Source organism: Streptomyces cyaneofuscatus, from assembly GCF_000718135.1.
Lineage (GTDB): Bacteria > Actinomycetota > Actinomycetes > Streptomycetales > Streptomycetaceae > Streptomyces > Streptomyces cyaneofuscatus.
Genome location: NZ_JOEM01000003.1, coordinates 61,978 through 80,704 on the forward strand (window position 1 = coordinate 61,978; position 18,727 = coordinate 80,704).

Annotated in this window: 17 protein-coding genes; 6 read left to right on the plus strand and 11 right to left on the minus strand. The window is 71.8% G+C overall.

The annotated features are described in order from the left end of the window. Positions 1 to 18: 18 nt before the first annotated feature. Positions 19 to 1,548: an MFS transporter gene (locus IF17_RS0105715; protein ID WP_030562804.1), complete on the minus strand. Its 1,530-nt coding sequence runs from the start codon at positions 1,546 to 1,548 to the stop codon at positions 19 to 21. Positions 1,549 to 1,708: 160 nt separating this feature from the next. On the opposite strand from IF17_RS0105715, the gene IF17_RS0105720 reads away from it, so the two are divergent. Both IF17_RS0105720 and IF17_RS0105725 read left to right on the plus strand, forming a co-directional pair. After that, positions 1,709 to 2,563, plus strand: coding sequence for an endonuclease/exonuclease/phosphatase family protein (locus IF17_RS0105720; protein WP_030562806.1), 855 nt, complete (start codon positions 1,709 to 1,711; stop codon positions 2,561 to 2,563). Positions 2,564 to 2,752: 189 nt separating this feature from the next. Further along, a complete protein-coding gene (locus tag IF17_RS0105725; protein WP_051883895.1) occupies positions 2,753 to 4,057 on the plus strand; it encodes a serine hydrolase domain-containing protein in 1,305 nt (434 codons plus the stop codon). 37 nt (positions 4,058 to 4,094) lie between these two features. Here IF17_RS0105725 and IF17_RS0105730 read toward each other — a convergent pair whose 3' ends face one another. The 10 genes from IF17_RS0105730 to IF17_RS0105775 all read right to left on the minus strand — a co-directional run bounded on the left by IF17_RS0105730 (position 4,095) and on the right by IF17_RS0105775 (position 14,680). After that, a complete protein-coding gene (locus IF17_RS0105730; protein WP_030562810.1) occupies positions 4,095 to 6,284 on the minus strand; it encodes an ArnT family glycosyltransferase in 2,190 nt (729 codons plus the stop codon). Then, on the minus strand, positions 6,281 to 7,621 hold the full coding sequence (locus IF17_RS0105735; protein WP_030562812.1) for a bifunctional glycosyltransferase family 2/GtrA family protein: 1,341 nt from the start codon (positions 7,619 to 7,621) through the stop codon (positions 6,281 to 6,283). The genes IF17_RS0105730 and IF17_RS0105735 overlap by 4 nt, the downstream gene beginning before the upstream one ends. Positions 7,622 to 7,647: 26 nt before the next feature. Beyond that, the gene (locus IF17_RS0105740) at positions 7,648 to 9,279 is read right to left on the minus strand and encodes a HAMP domain-containing sensor histidine kinase (RefSeq protein ID WP_209437747.1); all 1,632 of its coding nucleotides are present in this window, start codon (positions 9,277 to 9,279) and stop codon (positions 7,648 to 7,650) included. A gap of 58 nt (positions 9,280 to 9,337) precedes the next feature. Continuing rightward, the gene (locus IF17_RS0105745; RefSeq protein ID WP_030562816.1) at positions 9,338 to 10,084 is read right to left on the minus strand and encodes a response regulator transcription factor; all 747 of its coding nucleotides are present in this window, start codon (positions 10,082 to 10,084) and stop codon (positions 9,338 to 9,340) included. Positions 10,085 to 10,160: 76 nt separating this feature from the next. After that, entirely contained in the window at positions 10,161 to 11,048 is an 888-nt protein-coding gene (locus IF17_RS0105750; protein WP_032771771.1) for an amidohydrolase family protein, read from the minus strand. A 27-nt stretch (positions 11,049 to 11,075) separates the two neighbouring features. Further along, positions 11,076 to 11,978: a DUF2797 domain-containing protein gene (locus IF17_RS0105755; protein ID WP_030562820.1), complete on the minus strand. Its 903-nt coding sequence runs from the start codon at positions 11,976 to 11,978 to the stop codon at positions 11,076 to 11,078. Positions 11,979 to 12,044: 66 nt separating this feature from the next. Further along, positions 12,045 to 12,683: a hypothetical protein gene (locus IF17_RS0105760; RefSeq protein WP_030562821.1), complete on the minus strand. Its 639-nt coding sequence runs from the start codon at positions 12,681 to 12,683 to the stop codon at positions 12,045 to 12,047. An 88-nt stretch (positions 12,684 to 12,771) separates the two neighbouring features. Continuing rightward, the gene (locus IF17_RS0105765; RefSeq protein ID WP_032771772.1) at positions 12,772 to 13,380 is read right to left on the minus strand and encodes an excalibur calcium-binding domain-containing protein; all 609 of its coding nucleotides are present in this window, start codon (positions 13,378 to 13,380) and stop codon (positions 12,772 to 12,774) included. A 237-nt stretch (positions 13,381 to 13,617) separates the two neighbouring features. Then, on the minus strand, positions 13,618 to 13,986 hold the full coding sequence (locus IF17_RS0105770; protein ID WP_157851125.1) for a hypothetical protein: 369 nt from the start codon (positions 13,984 to 13,986) through the stop codon (positions 13,618 to 13,620). 10 nt (positions 13,987 to 13,996) lie between these two features. Further along, complete coding sequence (locus tag IF17_RS0105775) at positions 13,997 to 14,680, minus strand: hypothetical protein (protein ID WP_063830218.1); 684 nt, start codon at positions 14,678 to 14,680, stop codon at positions 13,997 to 13,999. A 172-nt stretch (positions 14,681 to 14,852) separates the two neighbouring features. Between IF17_RS0105775 and IF17_RS0105780 the strand changes: the two genes are divergently transcribed. From IF17_RS0105780 to IF17_RS0105800, 4 genes are all read left to right on the plus strand, one after another. Beyond that, on the plus strand, positions 14,853 to 15,797 hold the full coding sequence (locus IF17_RS0105780) for an RNA polymerase sigma-70 factor (RefSeq protein ID WP_030562829.1): 945 nt from the start codon (positions 14,853 to 14,855) through the stop codon (positions 15,795 to 15,797). 93 nt (positions 15,798 to 15,890) lie between these two features. Continuing rightward, the gene (locus tag IF17_RS0105785; RefSeq protein ID WP_030562831.1) at positions 15,891 to 17,102 is read left to right on the plus strand and encodes an NAD(P)/FAD-dependent oxidoreductase; all 1,212 of its coding nucleotides are present in this window, start codon (positions 15,891 to 15,893) and stop codon (positions 17,100 to 17,102) included. Between the two features lie 531 nt (positions 17,103 to 17,633). Continuing rightward, the gene (locus tag IF17_RS1000000140325; RefSeq protein WP_209437746.1) at positions 17,634 to 17,888 is read left to right on the plus strand and encodes a hypothetical protein; all 255 of its coding nucleotides are present in this window, start codon (positions 17,634 to 17,636) and stop codon (positions 17,886 to 17,888) included. Positions 17,889 to 18,105: 217 nt separating this feature from the next. Next, positions 18,106 to 18,705, plus strand: coding sequence for an AlbA family DNA-binding domain-containing protein (locus IF17_RS0105800; RefSeq protein WP_157851126.1), 600 nt, complete (start codon positions 18,106 to 18,108; stop codon positions 18,703 to 18,705). Positions 18,706 to 18,727: the final 22 nt, after the last annotated feature.

Genomic DNA, 18,727 nt, shown 5'->3' on the forward strand with positions numbered 1-18,727 from the left:
GTCCTGGCTCCTCCGATGCTATGCCGCCGGTCCCACTGCCTCGGCCCGGCCTTCGGCCGCCTCCGTACGTTCCGCCCGGCGCAGCAGCATCGCCGCGAGCAGGCCGCCCGCCAGCACCGCGACCGCGCCGGCCAGCTGGCTGGTCTCCAGGCCGGAGGCGAACGCGTCCTTGATGGTCGCGCGCTCGCCCGGGCCGTCGGCGGCGGCCAGTGCGGCCGGCAGGGATGCGGCCCCGACGGCGGCCGGTACGAGGGCGGCGAACCGGATGTTCAGGACCGCGCCGAGCACCGCGACGCCGAGCCCGTTGCCGAACTCCGCGAGCGTCCCGTTGACCCCGGCGCCCACCCCGGCCTTCTCCGGCGGGATGGCGCTCATGATGGCGTTGGCCATCGCGGGCATCGCCAGGGAGATCCCCGCGCCCATCACGACCAGGCCGAGCAGCATCCCGGTGTACCCGTCGCGCCCGAGCACCGCGATGGCCGCGAGACCGGCCGCCAGCGCGCTCATCCCCGCCGCGATCGTGGCGGGCGTGCCCGTCCTCCGGACCAGCCGGGCACCCAGCCCCGTCAGGTTGAGGGCCACCACCGTGAGCGCCATCGGCGCCGTACGCAGACCCGCCTCCAGCGGCCCGTATCCGAGAACGAACTGAAGGTGCTGCGTGAGCAGAAAGAGGGAGCCGCCCATGCCGAAGGCAACCAGGACCGCGCCCGCCACCGCACCGATGAACTTCTGGTTCCGGAAGAAGTGCATGTCGAGCATGGGGTGCGGGATGTGCAGCTCCCACCGGACGAACCCGGCGAGCACGGCGACCCCGACGAACGCCATGAGCAGCACCCGGACCGACGTCCAGCCGTGTTCGGGCCCGGAGATGATCGCGAACACGACCGAGGTCATCCCGATCGTGGAGAGCAGCGCGCCGAGCAGGTCGGGCCGCTCCCCGCGCGGGTTCTTGAACTCCGGTACGAGCCGGACGACGGCGACCAGGCCGATCACGGCGACCGGGATGTTGATGAGGAAGATCGCGCCCCACCAGAAGTGGTTCAGCACGACCCCGCCGACCAGCGGCCCCGCCGCGAAGCCGAGGGAGTTGACGGTCGCCCAGAGGCCGATCGCCCTGACCCGCTCGGAGTCGTCGAAGATCTGGACGACGACGGCGAGGGTGGTGGTGATCAGCAGCGCGCCCCCGACCCCCATGCCGGCGCGGGCCGCGATGAGCTGGCCGGAGGACTGGGCGAGGCCGGCGGCCAGCGAACCGATGCCGAACAGGGCGAGGCCCACGACCAGCATCTTCTTGCGCCCGTAGCGGTCGGCGGAGCTGCCCGCGGTGAGCAGCAGACCGGACTGGACGAGCGAGTAGGCGTTGATCATCCACTGCACATCGGCGGTGGAGGCGTCCAGCTCCGTGGTGAGGGAAGGGATGGCGACGTTGAGGACCGTGTTGTCGAGCAGCACGGTGAGCTGGGCGAGGCAGATGACGCCGAGGATCAGCCAGCGCTGCGGGTGCCCCTGGGGGGCGAGGTCGGGTCGCGGTGCGGCGGGCGCCGTCATGCGGGCTCCTGGGTCTCCGGCGCGGCTTGCGGCCTTGACGGATCGATGAGTTCTACGGTGTAGAGGACGTGAGCGTTGTACACCGTAGGACACCTCCTGTACGGCGTACAACTCGATTACGGCTCGTGCGCCGCCGCCATCCCCTGCTGACTGGAGAGCCATGTCACCGCGTCGCCGTAGCCGTCTGCTCCTCACCGCGGCCCTGCTGGGCGCGTTACTCGGAACGCCCCCTGCCGCCGCCGCTGCCGTCTCCCCTGCGGCCTCCCCCGGCGTGCCGCTGCGGGTCGCCACGTACAACATCCATGCCGGTGCGGGCACGGACAACGTGTTCGACCTCGATCGGCAGACGTCCGAACTGCGCTCGCTGCACGCCGATGTGATCGGCCTTCAGGAAGCCGACCGGCACTGGGGGCCCCGCAGCGAGTGGCGCGACCTCGCGGGGGAGCTGGCCGAGCGGCTGGGCATGTACGTGTACTTCGCGCCGATCTACAGTCTGGACCCCGCCGAACCGGGCGGGCCGCGCGCGGAGTTCGGGGTGGCGGTGCTGTCCCGGTACCGGATCGTGAGCGCCGAGAACCACGAGATCACCCGGCTCTCGACCCAGGACCCCGACCCGTCCCCCGCCCCGGCGCCGGGGTTCGGCGAGGCCGTCGTACAGGTGAAGGGGCGGCCCGTGCACGTGTATGTGACCCACCTCGACTACCGCCCGGACCCCGCCGTACGCGTCGCCCAGGTCGCCGACACCCGGCGGATCATGGCCGAGGACCGGGGCCCGAAGATCCTGCTCGGCGACTTCAACGCGGAACCCGGGGCCCCGGAGCTGGCCCCTCTGTGGGAGGAGCTGACGGACGCCGATCCGGGGGCGCCGACCTTCCCGGCGCTGGACCCGGTCAAGCGGATCGACTACGTGGCGGTGTCGAAGGGGGCCGCCCAGGTGCGGCGTGCGTGGGTGCCGGAGAGCGTGGCCTCGGACCACCGGGCAGTCGTGGCGGATCTGGTGCTGCGGGGGCGGTGAGGGGGGCGGCGAGGGGCCGGTGAGGCGGGGGAGGCTCCGGAGTCTCATTTTTTGCCGTCGCGCCGCTTTCTTTCGGCCGCCGCTGACGTCTTACAGTCCGAGCACCGCTCACGGACCGCTGCCCACGGGGGGACGCACCAAGGAGGGCGGACTCATGACCGAGCACGCGGTACCGGAGAAAGGCCGACCATGAGCACCCCGCACGGACTGCAGGAGCCACACGGACTGCAGGAACTACTGGACTCCCACATCGCCCGGGGGTCGGCACCGGGCGCGGTGGCGCTGGTCGCCCGGGGCGATCGGGTGGAGGTGGCGGCGGCCGGCTCGGCCACGCTCGCCGGGACCGGGGCCGGGACCGGGACCGGGACCGAGGGTGGAGGTGAGGGCGAGGGTGAGCGCGGAACCGGAGCCTCCGCCTCGCCCATGCGGCGGGACTCCGTCTTCCGGATCGCCTCGATCACCAAGCCGGTCATCGCCGCGGCCGCCATGACCCTGGTCGAGGACGGCCTGATCGCCCCCGCCGACCCGGTCGCCGCGTGGCTGCCCGAACTGTCCTCGCCGCTGGTCGTCCGGACCCCGCAGAGCCCGGTCGACGACGTGGTGTCGGCGGTCCGCCCGATCACCCTCCTGGACCTGCTGACCTTCCGGGCCGGGTACGGCTTCCCGTCCGACTTCTCGCTCCCGGCCCTCGCCCCGCTGCTCGCCGAGCTGAAACAGGGCCCGCCGCAGCCGCAGGCCGTGCCCGAGCCGGACGCCTGGATGGCCGCGCTCTCCCGGATCCCGCTGCTCCACCAGCCGGGCGAGGGCTGGCTCTACAACACGTGCTCCGACATCCTCGGCGTCCTGATCGCCCGGGTCGCCGACCGCCCGCTGCCCGCGTACCTGGCGGAGCGGATCTTCGAGCCCCTCGGGATGACGGACACCGGATTCGCCGTGGCGCCCGGCGCGCTGGACCGGTTCACCGGCTACTACCGGGCCGGGGCGGGCGGCGGGAGTGGGAGCGGGAGTGGGAGCGGGAGCGGGAGCGGGAGCGGGAGCGGGAGCGGCCTGGAGCTGGTCGACGCCCCGGACGGGCAGTGGAGCAGCCCGCCCGCCTTCCCGTCCGGCGCCGGCGGCCTGGTCTCGACCGTCGACGACTGGTACGCCTTCGGCCGGATGCTGCTCGCCGAAGGCCTGGCGGACGACGGCCGGCGGGTCCTGGCCGGCGAGTCGGTGCGGCAGATGGTCACCGACCAGCTGACCCCGGACCAGCGCGCGGCGAGCGGACTGTTCACGGAGGGCCAGGGCTGGGGGTTCGGCGGCTCGGTGGACGTCGAGATCACGGCCCCCTGGAACGTGCTGGGCCGCTACGGCTGGATCGGCGGCACCGGCACCACCGCCCACGTCATCCCGTCCACGGGGACGGTCGCCGTCCTGCTCACCCAGGTGGAGCTGGCCGGACCGGTCGCGCCCCAGGTGATGCGGGACTTCTGGACGTACGCGGCCGGGTTCTGACCCGGTCCCGGCCGGTCGGCCGCGTACGCCCCCGCCCTCAACCGACCGGCTGCGTCAGGTCGTAGAAGGTGGCGCTGCCGACGGTGACCTCGGTGAAGTTCTCCGTCACCCAGGAGGAGATCTGGGACGAGGTCCCGTTGCCGCCGCCTCCGATGCCTCCGCCGCCCATGCCTCCGCCACCCATGCCGGCGCCGCCCTCCATACCGCCGCCGCCCATACCGCCGCCGCCGATTCCGCCCGACACGAAGTAGTGGATCTTCCCTTCCGCCACGTACTTCTTGAACTGGGCGAGGGTCGGGGACGGGTCGCTGCCGTTGAACCCGCCGATGGCCATCACCGGGTCGCCGGTGGCGAGCTGGTAGCTGGCCGCGTTCTGCGCGCCGACGGCCGCGGCGGTCCAGGTGTAGGCGTCCGCGTCCATCTCCAGGAGCGCCTTCGCCTCGGTGGAGACGGACGCGCCGTTGAGCAGCCCGCCCATACCGCCGCCTCCGCCGCCACCCCTCATACCCTCGCCGAAGCCGGTGCCGGTGCCGGTGCCGGTGCCGGTGCCGGTGGGTGCGGTAGGCATTCCCCCGGGCGCGTTACCCGGCTGACCGCCCTGGGCCTGCCCCTGCCCCTGCCCCGGGAACTGCCCCTGCCCGCCAGGCGGCTGCATCCCCGCCCGCTGCCCGCGCCCGCCATCGCCACCGGGACCGCCCCGGCCACCGCCCCCCGGACCGCCCATACCGCCCCCGCCCGACGGCCCGGCGGTCACGATCGACCCCTGGTGGCCCGAGTTCAGGGTGCTGAGCGTGTACGCCGTCGGGCCCGCCAGCGACGCCGCGCAGCTCAGCCCCACCACCGCGAGGGCCAGCCCCCGCCCGCCGACCCGCCCCACGACCAGCAGTCCGGCCGCCCCCACCAGCCCGCCCACGAGCACCGCCCACCGCAGCCACGGCAGGTACTCCGGGGTCCGGCCGAGCAGCACGAACGCCCAGATCACCGTCGTGACAACAGCCCCCGCGAGCACCCCCCTCGGCCACCAGGCCGCCCGCTCCTCCCAGAGCACCACGGCCCCCATGGCGACCAGCGCGGCCACATACGGGGCGAGGGCCACCGTGTAGTACTGGTGGAAGATCCCCGCCATGAAGCTGAACACCGCAGCCGTCATGACCAGCGCCCCGCCCCACGCCAGGAACGCGGCCCGGGCGGAGTCGGTCCGGCCCGCCTTCCGGGTCAGCCAGAGACCGGCCAGCAACAGGATCAGCGCGGCGGGCAGCAGCCAGGCGATCTGGCCGCCGACCTCGGAGTTGAACATCCGCCCGATCCCGGTCTCACCCCAGCCACCGCCCCCACGGCCGCCACCGCCACCGCCACCACCGACGCTCCCGGTCTCCTCCCCGTTGAGCCGGCCGAGCCCGTTGTAGCCGAAGGTCAGCTCCAGGAACGAGTTGTTCTGCGAGCCGCCGACGTACGGCCGCGACGACGCGGGCATCAGCTCCACGATCGCCACCCACCAGCCCCCGGCGACGGCCATCGTCAGTGCGGAGAGGGCGAGTTGGCCGAGCCGCTTCCGTACGGAAACCGGTGCGCACACCGCGTACAGCACGGCCAGCGGCGGCAGGATCAGGAACGCCTGGAGGGTCTTCGTCAGGAACGCGAACCCGACCGCGACCCCCGCCCACAGCAGCCACGTCGTCCGCCCCTGCTCCAGCGCCCGCAGCACGCACCACACGGTGACGGTCATCAGCAGGGCGAGCAGCGCGTCCGGGTTGTTGAAGCGGAACATCAGCGCGGCGACCGGCGTCAGCGCGAACACGGCGACCGCGATCAGCCCGGCGACCGGCCCGAAGCGACGGCGTACGGCGGTGTTGAGCACGGCCGCCGTGGCCACGCCCATCAGGACCTGCGGGGCCAGGATCGCCCAGGAGTTGAGCCCGAAGAGCCGTACCGACAGGGCCATCGGCCAGAGCGCGGCCGGGGGCTTGTCGACGGTGATGGCGTTGGCGGAGTCCAGCGAGCCGAAGAAGAGCGCCTTCCAGCTCTGGCTGCCCGCCTGGACGGCGGCGGAGTAGAAGGAGTTGGCGTAACCGGAGGCGCTGAGGTTGTAGAGGTACGCGAGCCCGACGGCCAGGAGGAGCCCGTACAGCGCGGGGCGTGCCCAGCGGGGGCCGGGCACCGGGCCGGGCGTCGGGCCGGGCGTCGGGCCGGGCGGGGCCGGCATCGCCGGGGCGAGGGTCGTGGTCATCGGAGGTCCTCGGGTTCGGAGCAGGTGGGGGCGTGGGAATGGGCGTGGGTGCGGGCCGGGAAGACCCAGGCGCGCAGGAGCAGGAAGCGCAGCACGGTGGCGGCGAGGTTGGCGGTGATCAGCACGGCCAACTCGGCACTGTGGGACGGCGATCCGGAGGCCACCCCCAGGGCCGCGAGCGAACCGCTGGTCAGAGCGAGGCCGATCGCGAAGACGACGAGGCCCTGGGCCTGATGGCGTACGGCTCCGCTCCGGCCGCGTACGCCGAAGGTGAGCCTCCGGTTGGCGGCGGTGTTGGCGACGGCGGAGACGAGGAGCGCGCCGCCGTTGGCGAGCTGCGGGCCGACGCCGAGCCGGAAGAGGGAGTAGAGGGCCAGGTAGAAGAGAGTGGAGAGCACGCCCACGACACAGAACCCGACCAACTGCCGGGCCAGTCCGCGCGATACCCCGGTCAGCGCCCGGTCGCGCGGGTCGTCGCCGAAGGGCCGGGCCAGCCGGCCCAGCGGCAGGGCGCCCACGGCGAGCGCACGCCCCACCCGCCACACCCCTTTCAGGTCCTCGGTGGCCGTCCGCACGATGTGGACGGTCGAGTCGGGGTCGTCGATCCAGTCGACGGGCACCTCGTGGATGCGCAGCCCGGCCCGTTCGGCGAGGACCAGCAGCTCGGTGTCGAAGAACCAGCCGCTGTCCTCCACCAGCGGCAGCAGCCGATCGGCCACCTCGCTCCGGATCGCCTTGAACCCGCATTGGGCGTCGCTGAATCCGGCGGCGAGGGAGGAGCGCAGGATGAGGTTGTAGGCGCGCGAGATGAACTCCCGCTTCGGCCCGCGCACCACCCGCGCACTCCGGGCGAGCCGCGAGCCGATGGCCAGGTCGGAGTGGCCGGAGATCAGCGGGGCGACCAGGGGGAGGAGGGCGTTCAGGTCGGTGGAGAGGTCGACGTCCATGTAGGCGAGGACGGGCGCGTCGGAGTCGGTCCAGACCGTACGGAGCGCCCGCCCGCGCCCCTTCTCCTCCAGCCGTACGTACCGCACCCCGCGCAGCTCCGCCGCGAGCCGGGCCGCGACGGCGGGCGTGGCGTCGGTGCTGGCGTTGTCGGCGACGGTGATGCGGAAGGCGTACGGGAAGGTGCGCGAGAGGTGGTCGTGGAGGCGCAGGACGCAGGGCCGGAGGTCCTTCTCCTCGTTGTATACGGGGACGACGACGTCGAGGACGGGGACGGCGGAGGGGGCGGCGGGGAGGTGTTCCCGGACAGGCAGATGGCCTGTGTCCCCTCCTGTCCCGCTTCCGCGGCCGTTGGCGACGGGGCCGCTCCGGAGGCTGTCGGTGGTGGTCATGGCACCGAGATTCGCCAACCGCGCTGTCACACCGGTGTGGTGAGCCTGTCCCTGCCCTGTGAACCCTGGTGTGCGGACGTTTCGGCGGGCAGCTCGACCGCGAACACCGTGCGGCCGGGCGTCGAGTCGACCCGTACGCGGCCGCCGTGCGCGGAGACGACGGCCTGCACGATGGCGAGACCGAGGCCGGTGGAGCCGGTGGCCGTCCTCTCGTCGGCGGCCCCGCGCGAACGGGAGGCGTCACCGCGCGCGAACCGCTCGAAGACGTGCGGCAGCAGCTCGGCGGGGATGCCCGGTCCGTCGTCCCGCACCTCCAGCGTGACCGGCTGATCGGCACGTACGGACGGCTGGACGGACGGCTGGACGGACGGCTGGACGGACGGCCGTACGGAGACCGTCACCGTGGTCCCCGGCGGGGTGTGGGTACGGGCGTTGGCCAGCAGGTTGACGAGCACCTGCTGGAGCCGGGCAGGGTCGGCGCGTACGGTCACGGGTCCGCCGGGCAGCTCCAGCCGCCAGCGGTGGTGAGCGTCCTGGCCCTCCCCGCCCTGGTCGGCGGCCCGGGCATCGCTGACCGCGTCCACGACCAACGGCAGCAGATCGGTGCTCTCGTACGAGAGCGGGCGTCCGGCATCCAGCCGGGCCAGCAGCAGCAGATCCTCCACCAGCCCCGTCATCCGGTCCGCCTCCGACTCGATCCGCCCGAGCGCGTGCCGGATGACGGGGTCGGACCCGGACGCCGACGTATCACGCCCCGTCGCCCGCCGGGTCAGCTCGGCGTAGCCGCGGATCGAGGCCAGCGGGGTGCGCAGCTCATGGCTGGCGTCGGCGACGAACTGCCGCACCCGGGTCTCGCTCTCCTGCCGGACCACCAGCGCGGAACCAACGTGCCCCAGCATCCGGTTGAGCGCCGCACCGACCTGCCCGACCTCGGTACGGGGATCGGCCTCGGCGTCCGGGACGCGTTCGAGGAGCGCCACCTCACCGCTGTGCAGGGGGAGTTCGGCGACCCGGGTGGCGGTGGCGGCGACCCGGCGCAGCGGGCGCAGGGCGACGCCGACGAGGACGGTGCCCGCGAGGGAGGCGGCGATGAGCCCGGCGGCGGTGACGCAGACCTCGACGACGATCAGGGTGGTGAGCGCGCCGCTCACCTCGGCGGTGGGGATCCCGACGAGGACGGTGCGGCCCTCGGTGGTGGTGGCGGCCTCGACGCGGTAGCCGCCGAGGCCGGGCAGCTCGACGCTCCGGGCGTCGGCGCCTACCGCCGGGGCCGCCGCCTCCAGCGCCTGCTGCTGGGCCTCCGTCAACGGCTTCGCGCTCTCCTGGGAGCGCAGCCCGCTGTCCTCGACCACCTTCGACGTGGTGATGTCCCCGCTGTCGTCGACGAGGGCTCCGAACGTGCCGAGCGGCTGCCCGCCCCCGCCGACGAAGCCGAGCGGACCGGCGTCCCGCAGGGCCTCGGGCAGCGGCCCGGGGCCGGGCGGCCGCTCCGCGCGTACGGCGATGGAGCGGAGCTGGTCGTCGAGCTTGCCGTACATGTAGCTGTGGAAGGCGATGGCGGTGACGGAGCCGATGACGGCCGCGACGACGGCGATCAGGGACACGGCGGACACGACGAGCCGGGTCCGCAGGGTCCACGGCCGCCGCAGCCCTTCCACAGCCACGCGCCTACTCACCCGCCTACTCACCGGACTATTCACCGGGCTACTCACACGGCTATTCACCTGGCTTGATCAGATACCCCGCCCCACGCCGGGTGTGGATCATCGGCGTCCGTCCGGCGTCGATCTTCTTGCGGAGGTAGGAGATGTAGAGCTCGACGACGTTGGCCTGGCCGCCGAAGTCGTAGTTCCAGACCCGGTCGAGGATCTGCGCCTTGCTGAGCACCCGGCGCGGGTTGCGCATCAGGAACCGCAGCAGCTCGAACTCCGTGGCGGTCAGGTGGATCGCGTCCCCGCCCCGGCTCACCTCGTGGCTGTCCTCGTCCAGCACCAGGTCCCCGACGGTGAGCGTCGACTGGCTCCGCTCGGCCGCGAGCGCCGTACCGGAGCGGCGGATCAGCCCGCGCAGCCGGGCCACGACCTCCTCCAGGCTGAACGGCTTGGTCACATAGTCGTCGCCACCCGCCGTGAGCCCGGCGATCCGGTCCTCCACGGCGTCCCGGGCGGTGAGGAAGAGGACGGGCACGTCGCAGAGGTCGCGCCGGAGCCGGCCCAGCACGGCGAGCCCGTCCATGTCCGGGAGCATCACATCCAGGACCACCGCGTCCGGGCGGAAGTCCCGGGCCGCACGCACGGCCCCGGCCCCGTCGGCGGCGCTGCGCACCTCCCAGCCCTCGTACCGCAAGGCCATCGAGAGCAGCTCGGCGAGCGGAGCCTCGTCGTCCACGACCAGGACGCGCACGGGCGTACGGTCCGGCCTGAGCAGTTCGGTACGCCCCTGGGGCGCGGTCGTCGTCGTCATGGGCACCAGCCTGTGAGGCGCCCGTGAGAGAAGCCTGACCCGTTTCTGTGAATTGCCTGAGAAAGCGGGCGGCTTCCTATACGGGACTCCCGAACAACGCCTCCGCGTTCCGGTAGCAGACGGCCCGCAGCCACTCCTCCCCGAGCCCCAGCCGCTCCAGGGCCTCCAGCTGGTGGACGTACGGATACGGAATATTGGGGAAGTCCGTCCCGAGCAGGATCCGGTCCCCGAGATCGGCGAGCCGCCCCCTCTGGCCCGCCGGGAACGGGGTGAACCCCTCGCTGAAGTCGGTGAACGCCATCGTCGTATCGAGCCGCACCTCCGGGTACGCGGCCGCCAGCGCCAGGAACTCCGCGTACTCCGGCATCCCCATGTGCGCCACGATCAGCCGCAGCCGGGGATGGCGTGCGAGGAGCCGCCCGATCGGCTCGGGCCCGGTGAACCTCCCCGGCGCCGGCCCGGACCCGCAGTGCATGACCACCGGCACCCCGGCTTCCGCAAGGAGCCCCCAAGCCCCTTCCAGCAACGGGTCGTTGGCGTCATAGTCCCCGACCTGGAGGTGCGACTTGAGGACCCGAGCCCCGTTCTCGACGGCCTCCTTCACGTACAACTCCACGCCCTCCTCCGGGAAGAGGGTCGCGGTGTGCAGGCAGTCGGGCACCCGGTCGGCGAAGCCGACGGCCCAGTCGTTGAGCCAGCGTGCCATGCCGGGCTTGTGCGGGTAGAGCATGGAGGTGAAGCGAAGCACTCCGAACGACCTTATAAGAGCCATCCGTTGCTCCTCCTCGTACCGATAGGTGATCGGCCACTCCAGCCCGGTGAGCGGCCCGGCGGAGTCGAAGTAGGCCCACACCTTGCGCAGGACCTGCTCGGGCATGAAGTGGGTGTGGACATCGATGATCCCGGGCAGCCCGAGCCGCTCCCAGAACCGCACGACGTCAAGGCTGTCGTCTTCCACACCCAACTCCTTACAGGCCCTCGTCGGACAAGGTCAGAACAACCCACCCTGCACGCCGCCGCCCGCGATGTCGATGAGGGGGACACGTACATCGTTCGCCGCGGCCGGGTCAACGGCGGCGAGCTCCCACCCGGTGATGAGCCGCGTGTCCAGCACCACCACGCCACCACGCCCGCCCTCGCCCCCACTCACCGCCAGATGAAGATCAGGCCCGGCGGCAGCCACCAACTCCCCCGCCACCAAGCCCCCTTCGACCAGCTCACGCACCGACCGCGTGGCGCGGGGAGCACGGTCCAGCCCGAAGATCCCGCCGTGATCGACCACGTCGAGAGGAAGCCGCTCCAACGACTCGGGCCACCCGCGCCCCTCCAGCTCCGCGGCCCGCCCGTACAACTCCACCACCTCACCGAACCGCTCCCGCTCACCCGGCAGTCGGCCACGCACGGCCCGCTTGCGGGCGTACGGAATCCGGTCCGGCACCCCGAGGGCGGCCCGCAGCACCTCCTCGGTCCGCCGGGCGGCCATCAGGGGCCCGCGCCCCAGCCAGCTGAAGACCACGGCCCCCTGCTCCCGGAGCCGCGCGGCGCCCCGCTCCTCCCGGGTGATCCCCACCTTGACCAGGCCGGGCCCGAACCAGGCGAGATAGACGCGGTACGTCCGCGGGTCGTCCAGCAACGTATCGGCGGCCACCGAGTGGGCCCGGTCCAGCCGCGCACACTCCGGGCACCGGGCCCCGGTACTGCGCACGGACACCACGGCCCCCAGCGGGCACACGTTCCCCCGGGCCCCCACACAGTGCCGCTCCCCCACCGCGCGGAACCCGAGCCCGACCCCGTACGCAAGGGTGCTCACCCGCCGCTCGGCGCCCTTGCTCCACCCCAGCCGGGGCACATCCCCCGGCCACGCGACCCCGGTACACCGCCACCCGAAGGCCACCCGAACTCCGCTCTCTCCACCACGCCCCGGGCAACCCCGACGACGCCCCTCACGCCTCAGCGAAGGCTAACGGGCCCCGTGAGCGAACCCCTCCGCACCACCGACGGGGCGCCCCCCACCACCCTCGGCACCGACACCCTCGATACGGGCACCCTCAGTACCGACACCCTCCGTGCCGACACCCTCGATCCGCTGCCGCATCGCGGCCATCCGGCGGACGAAGCGCCGGTTGAACCAGACCATCCACCCCAGGAACGCGGCACCGAACGCGAGCCCCCACAGACCGGCCCCCACGTTCCCGGCGGCGAACCAGAACACAGGGATCCCGAAGAAGATCAACGCCAGCAACGGGAAGGCCCACCACCGGTTGCGCCGCAGCTTCTCCTCCCGGCGCCGGATGAGCCGGATCATGGCAGCCTGTTCGGCCGGGTCATCGGGCAGCTCGCCGTTCTTCGCGATACGCCGCTCCAGCTCCGGCACACGCGCGGCATCGGTCCCCACCGCCCGGGCGTCACGGCGTCGGCGCCGCATCACGAACCACGTCATCAACCCGGCGTAGACGAGCCCGCCGACCAGGATGCCGGGCCACCCCGACCACCCGTCGAAGGCCAGCCGGATGCCGACCCACACCACCAGCACCAGCAGCCCCACCACCCACCACCGGTCCTGCCACCGCTGCCCCTGGCCGTGCTCCTGCGACCCCATCGGTAACCTCCGAGCCGGGCGCGCCCATCACGCCCCGTGCCCTTCCGGCTACCCCGGCACCGGACCCTGATGCGGCGGGCGCGGCGGCTCAAGGGATGTACGGCTCGCAGGCGGCCCCGTCACCGTCCCGGTCGAGATGGTCCCCATATGCGGGGTCACCCGTGTACAGGGGCGCGTCCCCGGCCTCCTCCGCCGCATCACAGTTCTCGTACGACGGGGACGGCGAGGCCCCCGGCTCGTCGCTCGGCGTGGTCCCGTCCACCTCCGGCCCCTCGACCTCCCGCACCTCGGCCGACGTGATCACCCCTGAACGAACGGTGTACGTCCCCTCGAAGACCTTCAGGCTGCCGTCGCTCTGGAGCGCCTCCAGCTCCGCCCGGACCGTGTCCCCTGCCACGCCGAGGATCCGGACGGTGTCATGCTCCGTCCCGGCGAGGCCGTCGACGAAGTCCTCGTAGTCGCCGGCGAGGTTCTTACCGCCCAGCTCCCAAGCCGCCCGGTAGTCCCGGGCGTTGATGGCGTCGAAGTAGGCGACCACGGTCGCCTCCGCGCCCAGGGCACTCGACGTGGACGGCGCCGGAGGCGGTGCGCTCCTCTCCGGGGAGGGCGCCCTCTTCTCCGGGGAGGCGGTGACGGTACTGGTCACCGTGGCGGTCACCTCGGCCGGGGCCGAGGAGGTGGAGGAAGGCGCGGCCACGGAGGTCGAGGCGGCCCCTCCGTCGGCCCCACCACCACCGGCACACGCCCCGGCCCCGACGATCCCGACGGCTCCCACGACCACAGCGCATCCCGCGCTCCGCAAACCCGACCGAAGAAGCCCGTTCACGCCCATCACCTCACCGAGGAACCCCGAGAGGAGCCCCGTGAAAAGCCCTGACCCTTCGAGCTTCCTCCCGGCCGGACGCCTCCGCCCCTCGATCTTGGTCGGAGGACCTCACACGCGGCCGGGGGCGCCCCGCCCACCCCGCCGGGCCGCGTAACGCCTGCGCAACTGGACGACGCCCCCCACCGCCATCGAGATCAGCATGAGCACCAGACCGGCGTCACGCGCCGGACCCAGCGGCCAGTCCTCCTCACTCCCGGACAGGGAGTACCCGCCGAGGGACGCGACCGAGCACCCCATCAGCATCCAGCCGACGGACCCGCACCGCACCACCCACAACGGGCCGGCCGACACCGGCGCCGAACTCTTCCTGCGCCACGACTGCCCGCCGACGACGGCGACCAGCAACCCTCCCGTCACAAGAAGCACCCCGTGCACCGCATCCATCACCGGGTTGGTGCCCTCTCCACTCCATTCCACTCCATCCTCGTCAGAACAGCCGGGCCTCGTCCGCGACGGGTGCCGCGTCAGTGATCGGCCTGAGCATCGCCTGCGCAGGGCCGGCCGCCTCTTCCGACGGCTGCCCGGACGGCGCCCCGGACGACTCCTCGATGGTCAGCCGGTATTCCGCGCCGACCGAAAGACCGGTCGACCGACCACTGAACTTCAGGATGTGCTGCCCCGGCCCCGGCGCGGGCAATCGGACCCACAGGCCGCACCCCGTGGTGGTGAAGCGCCCCGCTTCTCCCGTGACCGCATTCCCCTCCAGCCCCTGCAGGGTGATCGACTCGCCTGCGTAGACCTCCGGTTCGACCGGCGTACCGTCCAGGAGCGCGGTGCCCTCCGCATCACGCAGGAAAGCCAGGCAGTCCTGCGCGCTCCCGAACAGGTTCACGAGCGGGAACACGATCGGCCGCCCTTCCGGAACCGTGCACGCGCGCTCGACCTCACCACCGAAGGTACCCGCCAGGAACCAGACGTCCTCCGGCTGATTCCGGTCGCAGACGCTTCCGTCCTCGTCGGCGACGGGGTTGGTCTCCTCCGGCTCGGACGCCGCCCACGTCCACCACTTGCCCTGCAACTCGGCCGAGGCGGAAACCGGTTCCCCCGCCGTCGTCATGGCCGGGCCGCAGCCCGCCGCCGAAACCACCGCCAGGGCGGCAAGCCCGGCCATTGCCCACGTGGATCTCATACGTCCCCCTGACTCAACGCGCGGCTGCCAGAACCCCCCGGCGCAGCGCGACACCACTGGCGCGCACCCTACCGAGAGGGCCGCGGGCCCGACTTCCTCGGCAAGGCCCCGCATGCCCAAGGCTTCGCACACCCGCGAGCGTAGGATCCGGACCATGGCTCTGACGAGGACCCACATGGACCGGTTCGAGGCCTTCATGCCCCGCCTGGAGGCCATCGCCTACCGTCTGCTCGGCTCGGCGAGCGATGCCGAGGACGCCGTGCAGGACACGTTCCTGCGGTGGCAGGCCGCCGACATCGACCGCATCGAGGTCCCCGAGGCCTGGCTGACGAAGGTCCTCACCAACGTCTGCCTCAACCAGCTCACCTCGGCCCGCGCCCGGCGTGAGTCGTACGTCGGCCAGTGGCTGCCCGAGCCGCTGCTCGCCGGGGACCCGATGCTCGGCCCCGCCGAAACCGCCGAGCAGCGCGAGTCGGTCTCGTACGCCGTCCTCACCCTCATGGAGCGCCTGACGCCCAACGAGCGGGTGGTGTACGTGCTGCGGGAGGCGTTCGACTACCCGCACCGGAAGATCGCGGAGATCCTCGACATCACCGAGGCCTCCTGCCAGCAGATCTTCCACCGCGCCAAGAAGCACGTGGCGGAGGGCAGGGCCCGCACCGAGATCGACGAGGCAGCAGCCAGGCGGATCGTCGAGGAGTTCCTCACGGCCGCCACCAGCGGCCGGACCGAGCCGCTCGTCCAGCTCCTCACCGCGGACGTCGTCGCGATCGGCGACGGCGGCGGGAAGGTGCCGGCGCGCACCAAGCCGTTCCAGGGGGCCGTCGCGGTCGCGAAGTTCATGCGGGGCCTGTTCAAGCCCGGCAAGGCCAAGCGCGATCTGGTCGGCGGCTCCCCGGAGGTCCACCTCACGACCGCCAACGGCGCCCCGGCCGTCGTGGTCGTTCTCGACGGCCGGGTCATCGGCGTCCTGTGCGTGGAGATCACGGCGGAGGGCATCGCCGCGTTCCGCAGCCAGGCCAACCCCGACAAGCTCGAACGCGCGACGAGGCAGTGGGCGGCCACGGACCACGGGGAGCCCCTGCTCCACGTCTTCTGACAACCCCGTGACGCAGGTCACACCTCTCACCTGTCAGGAAAGAGCGGGCTGCCCGGTTCAAGGGACGAAACCGCGCGAGACAGGAGTCGGGACATGCAGGTCAGGCAGCTCACGCAGCACCGCATCATCGTCATCGGAGCCGGATACGCCGGAGCGATCGCCGCCGGCCGCCTCGCCAGGCGGCTGCGCCGCGAGGACGTCGCCATCACCCTCGTCAACCCCGAGCCCGACTTCGTGGAGCGGGTCAGGATGCACCAGCTCGCGGTCGGCCAGGAGCTGAGGCCCCGCCCGTTCGCCGAGATGTTCGCGGGTACGGGGGTGCAGCTGAGGCTCGCGAGGGTGACGGCCGTGGACGTGGACCGCAAGACGGTCACGGTCACCGCCACCGACGCCACAGCCGGGGAGGAACTCACCTACGACACCCTCGTGTACGCCCTGGGCAGCGCCTGGAACACCCACGACGTCCCCGGCACCGCCGAACACGCCCACGACATCGCCGGCCGCCCCGGGGCCCTCCGGCTCCGCGAGCGCCTGGCCGGCCTGGCCGCCGGGCAGCCCGTGGTCGTCGTGGGCGGCGGACTCACCGGCCTGGAGGCCGCGACCGAGATCGCCGAGGCCCGCCCGGACCTCGACGTGGCCCTCGCCGCCCGCGGCGGGCTCGGCGACTGGCTCTCCCCCAAGGGCCGCCACCACCTCCGCGAGGTCTGCGACAGGCTCGGCATCACGGTCCACGAACACACGACCGTCACCGCCGTATCAGCGGACCACGTCACCACCACTGCGGGCGACATCCCGGCATCGGTCACGATCTGGACGACCGGCTTCGCGGTCCACCCGATCGCGCAGGCAACCGCGCTGAAGACCGACACCACGGGCCGGATCGAGGTCGACGGCACCATGCGCTCGCTCTCCCACCCGGACGTGTACGCCATCGGCGACGCGGCCCTGGTGATGGGCCCGAACGACAAGCCGCTGCGCATGTCGTGCGCCTCGGGCGTCCCCACCGCCTGGCAGGCCGCAGACTCCATCGCCTCCCGCCTGACCGGCACGAAGCCCACGACCGTCCCGCTGCGCTACTTCAACCAGTGCATCTCGCTGGGCCGCAAGGACGGCCTGATCCAGTACGTCACCGCCGACGACCAGTCCCGCCCGGCCGCCCTCACCGGCAAGACCGCCGCCCTCTACAAGGAACTGGTCTGCAAGGGCGCGGCCTGGGGCGTAGCCAACCCGACCCTGGGGCTGCCGACCCGGCGGCGCGGCGTCATCACACAGAAGCCGGCGGAAGCGGTCGCCCGAGCGGCTTGAGGTTCGGGCGGGCAACGCGAGAGACCCCCGGGATTTCTCCTGGGGGCCTCTCGCCTGATGTGCACTCGGCAGGATTCGAACCTGCAACCTTCTGATCCGTAGCTCTAGCCGGACCGGCGCCGTCGCACCTGTCGGTATACGTCGATGCTCGCGACCAAGAACATGGCCCCGGCGGCAAGCGCCCACACCGCGGAACTTCCCGAGCTGTACAACCGCACTCCCTGAACCAGGAGATAGACCGAGGTGATCAAACCTATGTAAGGCATTGCCTTGTCCAACAGACCGCCGTCCTCCAGCGGATTCTTCATGCTCGCCCCCTCAGAAGACCGGCAATGTACCGCGCGGGTGGTGTTCAGCCTCAGTGCCCCGAGGTCTCGCGCAGCCCCCACCCGTTGACGGCGGCACCCGCATGGTGCCGAGCCATGAGGTCTGGCCTCACCCTTGTCAGGGCGGCCATAGGGAGCTGCGGACGTCGGCCGACCCGCTCCCGGACCCGACTGACCGTCCGGTGAGTTTCGATGCCGACCGCTTGTGGCTGCCCGTGAGCCGGGCCAGCTCACCCGCAATGCTGTGCAGGCCGTCCCGCAGAGGATCCGGACGCTGCTCCTTGAGGAGGTCGACGAGGTAGCGGAGCTGACCGACGACCGCCGGTTGCAAGGTCTCACCGTCGTGCTCGTCGTCGCGGCGCCAGTAGTCCGCGATCGACGAATGCAGCGCGTCCAGCGTCGACGCGTTGAGATCCCGCTCGGCCGCCAGGGCGAGGACGCTGTCGACGTCCGCCCCTGAAACGCAAGAGGCCCCAGATCTCTCCGGGGCCTCTCACCTGATGTGCACTCGGCAGGATTCGAACCTGCAACCTTCTGATCCGTAGCTCTACGTGAAACGGTTGCTGGTGGTCATATCGGCCGCGGTACGGCCGTGCGGAGGCTCGGTTGGGCAGGGCCGGTCGTTGTGGTTGCTGTATTTCGCTGCTGTACGGCAGACCCTTCACTACCCTTCAAGTGTGCCTACAACGTCTGATGATGTGCAGCGACTGCTAGCCGAACCTGAGGGTCAGCATCTGGAGTTCAAGATCGGTAATGCCGAGCCGCGAGTGATCGCTCAGAACATCACTGCCTTCGCCAACTCGGGTGGCGGCACGATCGTCTTCGGTGTCAGGGAGGACAAGCCGGCGCCAGACCGCCTCATGGGCATTGATGAAGCCCGGTTTGCCCACGCGATGCGTCGAGCCATGCAGATGGTTACCCCAGCCCCCAGCGTCACGACCGAGGTCGTCAACGTCGACGGTAAGTCTTTCGGCGTGGTCAAGGTGGAGGCGCTGCCTGGCAGCCTCGTCCAGGCGGCGGGGCAGTCGTTCTTTCGCGAAGGTGAGCGCAACTCGCGAGCTACTACCGAGCGGATCATGCGAAGCCTGCCTGTGCAACCTAAAGACCCCGAGGTGCTGAAGGAGGTGCAAGGGCTAGCAGCGGCGCTTGCATCGCAAACAAGCGTTATCCAGGAACTTCGGGAGGCGCAGAGCTGGAAAGCACAGATCCCGCTGATTATCATTAATGGCGTAATTGGTGCCATTTTGGGCGTTCTTGTGACAATGCTCCTTACCTGACCCGATAAGGCCAGTGACGAGT

What these genes read in the sequence shown, in the direction of transcription:
- IF17_RS0105745 (WP_030562816.1), bottom strand. Translation starts at nt 10,084, where the DNA reads ATGACGACGACGACCGCGCCCCAGGGGCGTACCGAACTGCTCAGGCCG.
- IF17_RS0105720 (WP_030562806.1), top strand. Translation starts at nt 1,709, where the DNA reads ATGTCACCGCGTCGCCGTAGCCGTCTGCTCCTCACCGCGGCCCTGCTG.
- IF17_RS0105730 (WP_030562810.1), bottom strand. Translation starts at nt 6,284, where the DNA reads ATGACCACGACCCTCGCCCCGGCGATGCCGGCCCCGCCCGGCCCGACG.
- IF17_RS0105775 (WP_063830218.1), bottom strand. Translation starts at nt 14,680, where the DNA reads ATGGCCGGGCTTGCCGCCCTGGCGGTGGTTTCGGCGGCGGGCTGCGGC.
- IF17_RS0105725 (WP_051883895.1), top strand. Translation starts at nt 2,753, where the DNA reads ATGAGCACCCCGCACGGACTGCAGGAGCCACACGGACTGCAGGAACTA.
- IF17_RS0105760 (WP_030562821.1), bottom strand. Translation starts at nt 12,683, where the DNA reads ATGGGGTCGCAGGAGCACGGCCAGGGGCAGCGGTGGCAGGACCGGTGG.
- IF17_RS0105735 (WP_030562812.1), bottom strand. Translation starts at nt 7,621, where the DNA reads ATGACCACCACCGACAGCCTCCGGAGCGGCCCCGTCGCCAACGGCCGC.
- IF17_RS0105785 (WP_030562831.1), top strand. Translation starts at nt 15,891, where the DNA reads ATGCAGGTCAGGCAGCTCACGCAGCACCGCATCATCGTCATCGGAGCC.
- IF17_RS0105780 (WP_030562829.1), top strand. Translation starts at nt 14,853, where the DNA reads ATGGCTCTGACGAGGACCCACATGGACCGGTTCGAGGCCTTCATGCCC.
- IF17_RS0105715 (WP_030562804.1), bottom strand. Translation starts at nt 1,548, where the DNA reads ATGACGGCGCCCGCCGCACCGCGACCCGACCTCGCCCCCCAGGGGCAC.